A 12,877-nucleotide genomic window follows, 5' to 3' on the forward strand; every position below is an offset into this window, starting at 1 on the left:
GGCGGAACGGGGCGCGGCGGGGTCGCGGGCGATCGGCAGGCCGGCGCGTCAGGGCGCGGGGCGCAGCGCGCGCACCTCGGCCTCGGGCGGCAGCAGGGTATCGCCGGGCACGTAGCGGTAGTCGACCATCACGCCCTTGCCATCCTTGAGCGCGATCTTGCCCACATACACGCCCAGCGTGGACTGGTGGTCGATCGCGCGGTATTCGATGGGGCCGTCGGGCGTGGACACCTGGAGGCCGCTGAACGCCTTGGCCAGCGACTCGGCATCGGTCTTGCCGCCCGCGCGCTTCACGCCCGCGGCCAGGGACTGGATGGTGTCGTAGCCGATCAGCGCGCCCAGGCGCAGGTCTTCCTTGCCGTACTTGGCCTGGTAGGCCGCGACGAACGCCTTGTGGGCCGGCGTGTCGATGCTGTACCAGGGGTAGCCGGTGACGATCCAGCCCACGGGCGCCTCGTCGCGCAGCGGCTCCAGGTACTCGGGCTCGCCGGTCAGCAGGCTGACCACCGGGGTGCTCTTGAACAGGCCGCGCGTGGTGCCTTCGCGCACGAACTTGGCCAGATCGGGGCCGAACAGCGCGTTGAAGATGGCGTCGGGCTTGGCATCGGCGATGGCCTGGGCCACGCTGCCGGCGTCCAGCTTGCCCAGCGGCGCGGCCTGCTCGGTGACGAACTCGATGCCGGGCTGCTGCGCCTTCATGCGCTTCTTGAACGTGTCCACCGCCGACTGACCGTATTCGTAGTTGGGGTACACGATGGCCCAGCGCTTTTTCTGGAGCTTGAGCGCCTCGGGCACCAGGGCCGACGACAGCATGTGGGTGGACGAGCGCAGGCGGTACGTGTAGGCGTTGCCGTTGTGCCAGGTGATCTTGTCGGTGAGCGCTTCGCTGGCCAGGAAGAAGCGCTTCTTTTGCTTGGCGTAGTCGGACAGCGCCAGGCCGATGTGCGACAGGAAGCTGCCCGCCAGGATGTCCACCCGCTCGCGCGAGACCAGCTCGTCGGCCAGCCGCACGGCCTCGCCGGGGTTGGCGTTGTCGTCGCGCGTGACCAGTTCGAGCTTCCTGCCGCCGATGCCGCCCGCCGCATTGACCTCGTCCACCGCCAGGTGCATGCCCTTCTTGTAGGCCTCCAGGAACACCGGCTGGGCCTTGTAGCTGTTGATCTCGCCGATCTTGATCGTGCCCTGCGCCCAGGCGGGGACACCGGGAAAAGCGCCCAACACGGCGACACAGGCCGCAGCCAGCCAGCGCGCGCCGGCGCCCGCAACGAAACGGTGGGGAAAGCTCATGACAACTCCTAGCGAAATAAAGGGCAGGCCGACTTTTCCTGAGGGTCCACCGGCGCAACCCCCCGATGCTGGCACATCCACCGCAGGCCCAGCCCCGAAAATCGCAGCGATTCCATGGCCTTGCGGATCGCATTGTCCCGGGTAGCGGCCGGCCCGGGCGACCCCGGCGGGCGCCGGCCGTGTTAAACATGCCGGACCGTCTCGCCACCGCCCTGCCCCGTTCGGCATGGCGGCCTGTCCTTCACTGCTTTCGGAATCTCCATGCGCACGCCTTTCGAACTCATCACCGCCCACTACGCCGCCTCCGCCCGCCAGGACATCGCCGCCATGATGGCCGACATGGCGCCCGACGTGCAGTGGACCGAAATGGCGGGTTTTCCATGCGCGGGCACCTGGGTGGGGCCTCAGCAGGTGATCGACAGAGTTTTCAAGGTGCTGGGCGCCGACTGGATCGGCTACCGCTTCGATCTGGAGACGTTGATCGATGGCGGCGACCGCATCGTGGGCGTCGGCAGCTACTCGGGCACCCATGGCCGCACGGGCAAGGCCATGCAGGTGCGGGCGGCGCACGTGTGGCAGGTGCAGGGCGAGCGAATCGTGCGCTTCGAGCAGTTCACCGACACCCTGCTGGTCGATCGTGCGATGGCCTGATTCCGGGCGCGAAAGCGATGCCCCGGCAGATGCTATTAAATTAATAGCTACATGCCCTAGGTATTATTGCGGTGGAGCCCGATTGGGGCATGCATCCAAAAGCCAGAGGCATGCCCGCCTGCGCCGCCCTCACTCCGAAAACGACGGCACCGCCACGGGCAGCTGCGGCGCCACCCAGCGGTAGCGGTCGTCCAGCACGTTGCGCTCCGGCATGGCACCGGCCCAGCCGATGTGCAGCAGATCGGCCAGGGTCCAGGCCGCCCAGTCGGCGCGAAACGGCCGCTGCGCCGTGGCGGCGGACACCGGCTGCGCCGCCGCGCTGCGCCAGATCACCGTGGGAATGCGGTAGCCCGAGGCGGTCGCGGGGCTGTGGCCCGCGCGGTCGCTGCCGTGTCCGACCTCCTGGCCGTGGTCGGACAGGTACATCCACGCCCGGGACTCGCCCGGCCGCGCCCCGGCGCGCGCCAGCTGCAGCGTCTCGGACACCACGAAGTCGTGGTACAGCAGGGCGGCGTCGTACTGCTGGCGGTAGCGCCGCACCCAGGCCGAGCGGCCCTGGCCGGCCAGTTGCGCCTCGACCGCGTCCACGTGGTCGTCGAACGGGTTGTCGCCGCTCGGAAAGCGCAGCCGGTAGTGCGGGTGCGCGCCCATCAGGTGCACCACGATCAGCTTGCGCTCGGCGGGGTCGTCCAGCGCCTCCTGCACGCAGTCCAGCAGCTCGCCGTCCAGCGAGGCGCCCGCGCGGCCCGGCGTGCGGTTGACCATGTCCACCACGTCGGCCAGGCGCGCATGCTGCTGCTCGATCGCCACGTCGTCGTGGTTGCTCATCCACCAGACCTTGTAGCCCGCGGCGCGGGCCAGCGCCAGCACGTGCTGCCCGTCGGCCCGGCCCGGCTGCCCGAAGCCGAAGATGTTGGCCAGCGCGGGCAGCGTGCTGGCATCGACCGACCACGCATGGCGCAGCACGGCCATCTCCCCGCCCAGCACGCGCTGCTGCGCCTCCAGGCGCGGCGTGGTGGAGCGCGCGTAGCCGTACAGGCCCAGGTTGTCGCGGTTGATGCTGTCGGTCACCACCAGCACCACGGTGGACGGGCCGGGGCGCGTGACCGCGGGCGCCGCCTGCCGCGCCCGCTCCAGCAGGGCGCCGCGCTGGCGCTCCTGGTCGGCCCAGCCGCTGCGCAGGCCGTGGACCGCCGCGTTCCAGTGCATCCAGTAGGCGACCGGGTGCAGCCGGCGCCACGGCTTGCTGGCATAGCCCAGGGCGCTGAGCGCCAGCAGCGCGCACAGCAGCGCCACCAGGCTTCGCGGCCAGCGCACGGCGGTGCGCAGGCCCCGGCGCGCGCTGCGGCCCACCAGCCACGCGGCGACCACCAGCGCCGCCGACCACACGGCCACCGAGCGCCAGTGCATCGACAGGTATTCGGCGCTCTCGCGGCCCGTGGTGTTGGCGGCCGCGCCGAGCACCAGCGTGCTGTCGGGCGCGGCCTGGTAGGCGTCCAGCAGATACGCGCGTGCCACGCCGTCGAGCGCGAAGGCCATGGCCCACAGCCACACGGCGGCGGTGCGCAGCCGGTGCACGGCGTCGCTGCGCACCGGCCAGGCCAGCCACAGCAGGGCGGGCAGGGCCAGCGCCATCAATTGCGCCACGCGGCGGCCATCGTGCCCGAGGGCCACCAGCGCCAGCACCGTGGCGGTGGCCAGGCCCAGGGCGCGCAGCGCCTGCCGCGGCGCGGGCGGGGGGGCCGCGGAAAGGGAGGAAGGGTCTGGCACGTTCGGGATCCGGCTCGTCGGGGTGGCGCGGATTCTGACAGCGGGCCAAGCCCCCGCACGCGCCAGGGCCGGCACGGCCCCAGGCCGGCAGGGGCTTCTATAATCCGCGCTCCCTTGGGGAGTAGCCGGCTTTCGTGCCATGTCTTTCGAGCGTTGTACGAAGGCGCCTGCGTCAACACACTCGGCATGCTGCATGCCGTGGCGCCGGCAACCGTTGCGGTTGGCGAGACCATCGGCATGCCACCGCGACGAAAGGTCGGGCAGCGGGGGCGTGCCTTTGCGCTCGCCCGGCCGTACAACGACGTCCCCACCATGAATTTCGCCTCCACCGCCTTGCTCGCGCTGGCCATGTCCACCGACGCCTTCGCCGCCGCCGTCGGCAAGGGCAGCGCCCTGCAGAAACCCCGCTGGTCCGAAGCCCTGCGCACCGGCGCCATCTTCGGCGTCATCGAGGCCCTCACCCCGATCGCCGGCTGGGCGCTGGGCTACGCCGCCTCGGGCTACGTGAAGGAATGGGACCATTGGATCGCGTTCACGCTGCTGACCATCCTCGGCCTGCGCATGGTGTACGCGGCGTTCCAGGCGCCCGATGCCGAAACCGAAAAACCCGCCCGCCACGGCTTCTGGCTGCTGGCCGTGACCGGCTTTGCCACCAGCATCGATGCGATGGCCGTGGGCGTGGGGCTGGCGTTCCTCGACGTGGGCATCCTGCCCGTGGCGGCCGCCATCGGCCTGGCGACGTTTGCCATGGTCACGATCGGCGTGATGGTCGGCCGGGTGCTGGGCAACATCGCAGGCCGCTGGGCCGAGGCCGTGGGCGGCGTGCTGCTGATCGGCATCGGCTCGGTGATCCTTTACGAGCACCTGACCACGTTCTGATCCCGGCCCGCGCTACCCTTGCCGCATGACCCGTTTTTCCGACACCACCACCGCCCTCGTGCAACTGGCCACGCTGGACTCCGCCCTGGCCCGCTGCCGTGCTCCGGGCGGCAGCGCCACCGAACTGAGTAGCACGGCCCGCGCGCAGGACGCGCTGCTGGCCGCCCTGCCCCCGCGCTATGCCGAGGTGCTGCACGGCCTGCTCGACCGCCTCGAATCGAGCGCGCTGTTTTCCGAGGAAAGCTGCTCGTTCAGCCAGAAGGACCTGCTGGACAGCCTGCAGCAGTGGGTGGACAAGGCCGGGGACGTGCTGCGCCAGGCGGGCTGACCGGGCCGGACACCGCGCACCGTCCACCGCCCGGTCACCGCTCGGCGCGCCCTGCCCACTTCTCCCGGGCGATGTAGGCGCGCACGCCCAGGCCCAGGAACGGCGCGGGCGGCATGCGCGCAGGGGTGCCCAGCGCCAGGGCGTCGGCGATCAGCGGATGGTCCTGGCCCAGCGCCAGATCGGCCGCGAGCGCGCCCAGCACCGTGTGCTTGACGATGCCCACGCCGTTGCAACCCGCCACGCCGTGCACGTTGGAAGCAAAGCGCCCCCAGCGCGGCGCGCCGTTGCGCGTGATGGCGATGGCGCCTTCCCAGAAATGCGCGAGCGGCACGTCGGCCAGCTGCGGAAACCGCGCATCGAACACGGCCCGGTGCGCGCGCCGCACGCGCTCGCGTACGGCGGCGGCCACGCGAAAGCGCGGCGCGTATTCGAAGCCCTGGCGCACCAGCAGGCGGTGGTCGTCGGTGTAGCGCAGCGTGGCGCCGGCCACGGCGTTCACCGGCGTCACGCCCCAGCCCTGCGGTGCGCCCAGGCGCTCGCGCTGCGCGGGCGTGAGCGGCGCGCTCAGCGAGCCGAAGGTGGCCAGCGGAAAGGTCTCGCCCTGGAACAGGCCGAGCTGCTGCGCAAAGGCGTTGCTGGCCACGATGAGCTGCGGCGCCTCGATGCGCCCCTGCGCGGTGTGGGCCACCACCGCGTGCGGGGCGATGTGCAGCGCGTGCACGGGCGTGTTCTCGTACAGCGCGACCTGGGCGGGCAGCGCATCGGCCAGGCCCCGGCACAGCGCGGCCGGGTTGAGCAGCACCGTGCCCGGCGTGTACAGCCCGGCGGCGAAGTAGCGCGTGCCCAGGCGCGCGGCGAGCGCATCGCGGTCCAGCCGTTCGTGCGGCTCGCCCAGTGCGCAAAGCTCCTGGGCGTGGTGGTCCAGCGTGCGCCCGGCCGCGGGCGACACGGCACAGTGGTACTTGCCCGCGCGGCGCCACTGGCAGTCGATGGCGTGCGCGGCGATGTGCCGCTGCAGGTCGGCCATGCCCGCGGCCAGCAGGCGCTGGTAGTGCGCGGCCTGGCGCAGCTCTTCGAGCGAACTGCCCACGTTGTGCGGCACGTCGATGGCGAAGCCGGAGTTGCGGCCCGAGGCGTTGTCGCCCACCATGCCCGCATCGACCAGCACCACGTGCGCGTGCGGGCGCAGCTCGGCCAGGCGGCGCGCGGCGGCCAGGCCCGCGCAGCCGGCGCCCAGCACCAGCCAGTCGGCCCGCACGGGGCCCTGCAGCGCCGGGCGCGGCGCGCGCGCCGGCAGGATGGCCGACCAGCCGTTGGTGGCATCGTCGGCCGGCAGGCGCAAGGGAGTGGGACGCGGTGTCGGCAAGGCGATCGAAAGGCGCTGCGGGCGCTCAGCGCGCCCCGCAGGCCTTGCACAGCTGCAGCGCCAGCCGCTGCAGCGCCTGCCAGCCATCGGCGGGCCAGTCGGGCGCCTTGAGGCCCTTGACGATGCCGTCCACCGTGTGCGCGGACTGCAGCAGCCGGGCTGCAGCGGCGTCGGAAAAGCGCGGCGCGATGCGCTCGAACAGGCGCTCCTTGGGGCCCCAGATGCGGTTTTCGCGCAGGGCAATGGGCAGGGGCTTGCCGGCGTTGAGCGCGTCCTTCACGCGCTTCAAGGCGCGGATGTCCTCGGCCAGCGCCCAGTGCACCAGCACTTCGGCCTCGCCCTCGGCCTGCAGGCCATCGAGCATGCGCTGCACCCGGGCCACCTGGCCCGAGAGCACCGCCTCGGAGAGCTTGAACACGTCGTAGCGCGCCACGTTGAGCACCGCCGCCTCGACCTGCGCCCACGACAGCTCGCCGGGCGGGTGCAGCAGCGCGAGCTTGGCGATCTCCTGGTGCGCGGCAAGCAGGTTGCCTTCCACGCGGTCGGCGAAGAACTGCAGCGTGCGCTGGCCCTCGTCGCCGCCGGCCACGCGCTGGCCCTGCAGCGACAGGCGCTGGGCGATCCACTGCGGCAGCGCGGCGCGCTCCACCGGGTCGATCTGCACCGAGATGCCTCTGCCGTCCAGCGCGCTGAACCAGCCCCCGGTGCGGGTGGCCTTGTCCAGGCGCGGCAGCAGCACCAGGGTCAGCGTGCTGTCGTTGCCCTGCGCGGCCTCGGCGATCTGCTGCAGCGCGGCGCCGCCGTCCTTGCCGGGCTTGCCCGAGGGAATGCGGATCTCCACGATCTGCTTGTCGGCAAAGAGGGAGAGCGAGCCGCCGGCCGCCAGCACGGCGCTCCAGTCGAAGTGCGCGCCGGCCACGGTGTGGCTGCTGCGCTCGGTGTAGCCCTGGGCCCGCGCCGCCGCGCGGATGGCGTCGGCCGCCTCCTGCTGCAGGAGCGGCTCGTCGCCATGCAGGGTGTAGAGCGACCGCACGCCCTTTTGCAGGTGCGCGGCGAGCTGGTTCAGAGCGACTTGCATGGGAGCGGCCTGGGCAGGATCTTTGAATGAAACAGGCCGCACGCCCTAGAAAAACATGCGGCCGTAGCTATCAAATCAATAGCAATCAGGGTGCCAACCATCAAACCGGGCGCGCCGCGGCGAGCCGGCGCAGCAGCTGCTGCACGAGGTCGGTCTGCATGTTGCGGTACAGCAGCGCCTCTTCGGCCTCCTTGGCGAGCGCGATGCTTTCGTTGTAGCTCACGTCGCGCTGCTGCAGCAGCTCGGTGTCGGGGATCAGCTCCGCGCCCTGCTGGTTGCGCAGGCGAAAGTGGATGCGCAGGCGCAACTGCAACTCGCGCACCTGGCCCGAGGCGTTGTAGCCCACCACCACGCGCTCGCGCTGCTCGGACAGCAGCTCGAAAATGGCGTCGGCCGTGGTCTTTTGCGTGGGATCGCGCAGCACCGTGAGGTTGCCGCCCGCGCCCTGCAGCGTGCGCTGCAGCTCGCGCGCCAGGGGCGAGCCGCCGCCCGCCTCCACGTAGAGCGAGCGGAACTGGAACTCGGGCGCGCGGCGCAGGTGAAAGCCGCAGGCGGCCAGGGGCGCCACGGCCAGCAGCGACAGGAGGGTGCGTTTTTGCATTGTCAGATGACCACGTTGACCAGGCGGCCCGGCACGACCACGATCTTCTTGGGCGTGGCGCCGTCCGCCTGCTTGACGAAAGCCTCGCTCGCGAGGGCGGCGCGCTCGATCTCGGCCTTGTCGGCCGAGGCGGGCACGCGGATGGAGCCGCGCAGCTTGCCGTTGACCTGCAGCATCAGCTCCAGCTCGTCCTGCACCAGCGCATCGGCATCGGCCTGGGGCCACGGCGCATCGAGCAGGTCGCCCAGCGCGCCGGCGTAGCCCAGGCCGCTCCACAGGCTGTGCGCGATGTGCGGCGTGGCCGGGTACAGCACGCGCAGCAGGATGCCGAAGCCCTCGATCAGCGCCACGGGGGCGCCAGCGCTGTCCAGGGCCTTGAAGTCCTCCAGCGCGTTGATCATCTTCATCGCGCCCGAGACCACGGTGTTGTACTGCATGCGCTGGTAGTCGTAGTCCACCTGCTTGAGCACGGTGTGGATCTCCAGCCGCAGGGCCTTGGCCTCCTTGCCGAAGGGCACGTCCTTGAGGGTGGTGGCGCCGGCCACGCTGGCCAGCGCCGCGTCCTTGTCGAGGGCCGCGAGCTTGAGGCCGAAGTTCCACACCCGGCGCAGGAAGCGGTAGCTGCCCTCCACGGCCGCGTCGTTCCACTCCAGCGTGGCCTCGGGCGGCGCGGTGAACATGGTGTACAGGCGTGCGGTGTCGGCGCCGTAGCGCTCGATGAGGTCCTGCGGATCGACGCCGTTGTTCTTGGACTTGGACATGGTGCCCACGCCCTCGTAGTCGATGGCGGTGCCCGCAGGCAGGCCGCCGACGGCGTTCTTGAGCTTCGCGCCCACGATCTTGCCGCCCTCGTCCACCACGTGCTCGACGTCGTGCGGCCAGAAATACTCCTTGCCGCCCTGCTCGGTGCGGCGCGAGTAGATGTGGTTGAGCACCATGCCCTGCGTGAGCAGCTTGGTGAAGGGCTCGTCGATCTTCACCAGGCCCAGGTCGCGCATCACCTTGGTCCAGAAACGCGCATACAGCAGGTGCAGGATGGCGTGTTCGATGCCGCCGATGTACTGGTCCATCGGCATCCAGTAGTCGGCGCCCTCGGCCACCATGGCCTCGCTGTTCTTCGGGTCGCAATACCGCATGAAGTACCACGAGCTGTCCACGAACGTGTCCATGGTGTCGGTCTCGCGGCGCGCGGCCCTGCCGCAGACCGGGCAGGTCACGCCGGCGTGGAAGCCTTCGTGGTGGTGCAGCGGATTGCCCGAGCCGTCCGGCACGCAATCGGTGGGCAGCACCACCGGCAGGTCCTTCTCGGGCACGGGCACGGCGCCATGCTCATCGCAGTGGATGATGGGGATCGGCGTGCCCCAGTAGCGCTGGCGCGAGACGCCCCAGTCGCGCAGGCGCCAGGTCGTTTTGGTCTCGCCCAGGCCCTTTTGCGCGAGCGCATGCGCCACGGCCTGCACGGCCTCGGCGTAGGACAGGCCGCTGAAGCTGTCGGAGTTGACGGTGACGCCGCGCTGCTTGTCGCCGTACCAGTCCTGCCAGTGGTGGTAGTCGAAGGTCTCGCCATCGACCAGCACCACCTGCTTGATGTCGATGCCGTACTTGAGCGCGAACGCGAAGTCGCGCTCGTCGTGCGCGGGCACGCCCATCACGGCGCCGTCGCCATAGCCCATGAGCACGTAGTTGCCGATCCACACGGGCACTTCCTCGCCGGTGATCGGGTGCGTGACCACCAGCCCGGTGGGCACGCCCTTCTTTTCCTGCGTGGCCAGTTCGGCCTCGGTGGTGCCGCCGCTCTTGCACTCCTCGATGAAGGCGGCGATGGCCGGATTGCCCTGCGCCGCGCGCGCGGCCAGCGGGTGCTCGGGCGCCACGGCGCAGAAGGTCACGCCCATGATGGTGTCGGCGCGCGTGGTGAAGACGTACATGCGCCCGTCGCCGATCAGCGTGCCGTCGGCCGCGCGGATGTCGTGCGGGAAGGCGAAGCGCACGCCCTCGCTCTTGCCGATCCAGTTCTCCTGCATGAGCTTCACGCGCTCGGGCCAGCCGGGCAGCTGGTCGCCGGTGACGAAGCCCAGCAGCTCTTCGGCGTAGTCGGTGATCTTGAGGTAGTAGCCCGGAATCTCGCGCTTTTCCACCGTGGCACCGGTGCGCCAGCCCTTGCCGTCGATCACCTGCTCGTTGGCCAGCACGGTCTGGTCCACCGGGTCCCAGTTGACGACCTGGGTCTTGCGGTAGGCGATGCCCTTTTCCAGCATCTTGAGGAACAGCCACTGGTTCCAGCGGTAGTAGCTCGGGTCGCAGGTGGCGACCTCGCGCGACCAGTCGATGGCCAGGCCCATCGCCTGCATCTGCTTTTTCATGTACGCGATGTTGTCGTACGTCCACTGCGCGGGCGGCACGCCGTTCTTGAGCGCCGCGTTCTCGGCCGGCAGGCCGAAGGCGTCCCAGCCCATCGGCATCAGCACGTTCATGCCCTTCATGCGCAGCTGGCGCGCGAGCATGTCGTTGATGGTGTAGTTGCGCACGTGGCCCATGTGCAGCTTGCCGCTGGGGTAGGGCAGCATGGAGCAGGCGTAGAACTTCTTCCGGCCCGCATCCTCGGTCACGCGGTAGGCATCGGTGGCCGTCCAGTGGCCCTGCGCGGCGCGCTCGACCTCGGTGTGGTTGTATTTGTCTTGCATGGGTTGGCGGGGCCGCGGCGGTGCGGCCAGGAAAGAAAGTGAGCGGGGTGTCAGCCGGGGATTTTAGGCGCGATGCCGGCCGCGGGCGGCGCGAAGCGTTACACGGTGCGCGGTCCCGGCTGGTGCAGGGCCCGGCCGGTCAGCGGACAGCGGCAGCAGCAGCAGCGGGAGAGGCCGAAGCGGCGGAAGGGATGCCGGGCGCGGCCGGGTCCGCCACGAAGCCGATGCGCCGCAGGCCCGCGGCGTTGGCCGCCCCCATCACCTCGACCACCCGGCCATACGGCACGGCGGTGTCGGCGCGCAACTGCACCTCGGTGTCGGGCTGCTCCCTGGCCAGCTGCGCGAGGCGCGCGGCCAGCGCCTGCGGGGCGAGTGGTACGTCGTCCAGGTAGGCCTGGCCCTCCTTGTCGAGCACCACGGTGACCGACTGCGGGGGCGCGCCGGGCGTGGCGCCGTCAGCGCGCGGCAGGTCCAGCCGGATCGAGCTGGCCAGCAGCGGCGCGGTCAGGATGAAGATGACCACCAGCACCAGCATCACGTCCACCAGCGGCGTCATGTTGATGTCGCTCATGGGCTGCGGCCCGGTGGTGCGTTCGAGTCGGCCGAATGCCATGGCGCGTGCGGGGCGGGAGTCCGTCGCCGGTCAGTCGTTCGCCGCGGCGGGCGGGGCGATGCCGGATTCATCCAGCACCAGCTCGCGCAGGTCGCGCGCGAAGCCTTCCAGGTCGGCCTCGGTGCGGCCGATGAAGCGGCCGAACACGTTGTAGGCCAGCACGGCGGGAATGGCCACGGTCAGGCCGGCGGCCGTCATGACCAGCGCCTCGCCCACCGGGCCCGCCACGCGGTCGATGGTGATCTGGCCGGCCCCGGCCATGGCGGTGAGCGCATGGTAGATGCCCCACACGGTGCCCAGCAGACCCACGAACGGCGCGGTGGAGCCCACGGTGGCCAGCAGCACCTGCCCGAACTGCAGGCGGCCCAGCACCCCGTGCAGCGCATCGCGCAGGCCGCGCGTCAGTTGCTGGGACAGGCTGCCGCGCGCGGCCAGCGTGGCGGGGGCCTGGTTGGCGCCAGCCACGGCGCTGGCCGCCTGCACCAGCGGCATCACCAGGCCATCGCGGTCGAAGGCAGGCAGGCGCTCAGCCGCCAGGGCGATCGACGGGGCCTGCCAGAAGGCGGCGATGGCGCGGGCCGCATCACGGCGGGCACGGCGCATCAGCAGGGCCTTCCAGACGATCACGACCCAGCTGGCGACCGACATGGCCAGCAGCAGCAGCGCGCTGATCTGGGTGACCGCGTCGCCCTGACGCCACCAGTGCAGGCCGTCCATCGCGTGCGCGCCGGCCGTCAGGCGGCGTTCAGGCCCAGCACGTCGAACATGTCGAACAGGCCGGTCTGGTGCGCGGCGAGGAATCGGACGGCGCGCAGGCTGCCCTGGGCATAGGTCGTGCGGCTGGCGGATTTGTGGGTGATCTCGATGCGCTCGCCGGTGCCGGCGAACAGCACGGTGTGGTCGCCCACGATGTCGCCGCCGCGGATGGCGGAAAAGCCGATGCTCGACGGATCGCGCTCGCCCGTGATGCCCTCGCGGGCATAGACGGCGCAGTCCTTGAGATCGCGCCCCAGGGCCTGGGCGATGACCTCGCCCATCTTGAGCGCGGTGCCCGAGGGCGCATCCACCTTGTGGCGGTGGTGGGACTCGATGATCTCGATGTCGTAGCCGGTGGACATGGCCTTGGCTGCCAGCTCCAGCAGCTTGAGCGTGACGTTCACGCCCACGCTCATGTTGGGCGACAGCAGGATGGCGGTGCGTTCGCTGGCGGCGGCGATCTCGGCCTTTTGCGCGTCGGACAGGCCCGTGGTGCCGATGACCATCTTGACGCCCGTCTCGGCGCATACCGCGAGGTGGGCCATGGTGCCCTCGGGGCGGGTGAAGTCGATCAGCACGTCGGCATGGCGCAGGCCTTCGCGCACGTCGGCCGTGATGGCCACGCCGCTGGCATGGCCCAGGAAGGCGGTGGCGTCGGAGCCGATGGCGGGGCTGGCCGCCACGTCGAGCGCGCCGGCCAGCACGCATTCGCCGCCGGTGTCGCGGATGGCTTCGATCAGCATGCGCCCCATGCGGCCGGAGGCCCCGGCGACGGCCACGCGGCAAGGGGTGGAGGGGGATGCGTTCGGGGAAGTGGTGGCGGTCATGGAAAGATCAGCGGCTAAGCCGCAGGGCCGGTGTGCA

At 70.9% G+C, this 12,877-nt stretch carries 12 protein-coding genes and 1 riboswitch; of the genes, 3 read left to right on the top strand and 9 right to left on the bottom strand.

Going from position 1 to position 12,877, the window contains the following annotated elements; all coding sequences use genetic code 11:
* Positions 1-48: 48 nt before the first annotated feature.
* Positions 49-1,287, bottom strand: coding sequence for an ABC transporter substrate-binding protein (locus AVME950_RS22905; protein ID WP_284409524.1), 1,239 nt, complete (start codon positions 1,285-1,287; stop codon positions 49-51).
* A 261-nt stretch (positions 1,288-1,548) separates the two neighbouring features.
* On the opposite strand from AVME950_RS22905, the gene AVME950_RS22910 reads away from it, so the two are divergent.
* Complete coding sequence (locus tag AVME950_RS22910; protein WP_284407315.1) at positions 1,549-1,938, top strand: nuclear transport factor 2 family protein; 390 nt, start codon at positions 1,549-1,551, stop codon at positions 1,936-1,938.
* Positions 1,939-2,067: 129 nt separating this feature from the next.
* On the opposite strand, the gene AVME950_RS22915 is transcribed toward AVME950_RS22910, so the two are convergent.
* Entirely contained in the window at positions 2,068-3,849 is a 1,782-nt protein-coding gene (locus AVME950_RS22915; RefSeq protein WP_502869447.1) for a sulfatase-like hydrolase/transferase, read from the bottom strand.
* A riboswitch (yybP-ykoY riboswitch) is annotated at positions 3,823-4,005 on the top strand. Its footprint overlaps the gene before it by 27 nt.
* A 15-nt stretch (positions 4,006-4,020) precedes the next feature.
* On the opposite strand from AVME950_RS22915, the gene mntP reads away from it, so the two are divergent.
* On the top strand, positions 4,021-4,587 hold the full coding sequence (mntP, locus tag AVME950_RS22920) for a manganese efflux pump MntP (RefSeq protein ID WP_284407316.1): 567 nt from the start codon (positions 4,021-4,023) through the stop codon (positions 4,585-4,587).
* A 25-nt stretch (positions 4,588-4,612) separates the two neighbouring features.
* Positions 4,613-4,915: a hypothetical protein gene (locus AVME950_RS22925; RefSeq protein ID WP_284431582.1), complete on the top strand. Its 303-nt coding sequence runs from the start codon at positions 4,613-4,615 to the stop codon at positions 4,913-4,915.
* A 34-nt stretch (positions 4,916-4,949) separates the two neighbouring features.
* On the opposite strand, the gene AVME950_RS22930 is transcribed toward AVME950_RS22925, so the two are convergent.
* From AVME950_RS22930 to dapB, 7 genes are all read right to left on the bottom strand, one after another.
* The gene (locus tag AVME950_RS22930) at positions 4,950-6,257 is read right to left on the bottom strand and encodes an NAD(P)/FAD-dependent oxidoreductase (protein ID WP_284431583.1); all 1,308 of its coding nucleotides are present in this window, start codon (positions 6,255-6,257) and stop codon (positions 4,950-4,952) included.
* Positions 6,258-6,306: 49 nt separating this feature from the next.
* Positions 6,307-7,359, bottom strand: coding sequence for a DNA polymerase III subunit delta (gene holA / locus AVME950_RS22935; protein WP_284407319.1), 1,053 nt, complete (start codon positions 7,357-7,359; stop codon positions 6,307-6,309).
* A 100-nt stretch (positions 7,360-7,459) separates the two neighbouring features.
* The gene (locus tag AVME950_RS22940; protein ID WP_272566755.1) at positions 7,460-7,960 is read right to left on the bottom strand and encodes an LPS-assembly lipoprotein LptE; all 501 of its coding nucleotides are present in this window, start codon (positions 7,958-7,960) and stop codon (positions 7,460-7,462) included.
* A gap of 2 nt (positions 7,961-7,962) precedes the next feature.
* The gene (gene leuS / locus AVME950_RS22945) at positions 7,963-10,644 is read right to left on the bottom strand and encodes a leucine--tRNA ligase (RefSeq protein ID WP_284431584.1); all 2,682 of its coding nucleotides are present in this window, start codon (positions 10,642-10,644) and stop codon (positions 7,963-7,965) included.
* A gap of 139 nt (positions 10,645-10,783) precedes the next feature.
* Complete coding sequence (locus AVME950_RS22950) at positions 10,784-11,257, bottom strand: ExbD/TolR family protein (RefSeq protein ID WP_284431585.1); 474 nt, start codon at positions 11,255-11,257, stop codon at positions 10,784-10,786.
* 30 nt (positions 11,258-11,287) lie between these two features.
* A complete protein-coding gene (locus tag AVME950_RS22955; protein WP_284407322.1) occupies positions 11,288-11,974 on the bottom strand; it encodes a MotA/TolQ/ExbB proton channel family protein in 687 nt (228 codons plus the stop codon).
* A 17-nt stretch (positions 11,975-11,991) separates the two neighbouring features.
* Entirely contained in the window at positions 11,992-12,840 is an 849-nt protein-coding gene (gene dapB / locus AVME950_RS22960) for a 4-hydroxy-tetrahydrodipicolinate reductase (RefSeq protein WP_284431586.1), read from the bottom strand.
* Positions 12,841-12,877: the final 37 nt, after the last annotated feature.

The organism is Acidovorax sp. SUPP950 (assembly GCF_030158935.1).
In the GTDB taxonomy this organism is placed as follows: Bacteria; Pseudomonadota; Gammaproteobacteria; order Burkholderiales; family Burkholderiaceae_C; genus Paracidovorax.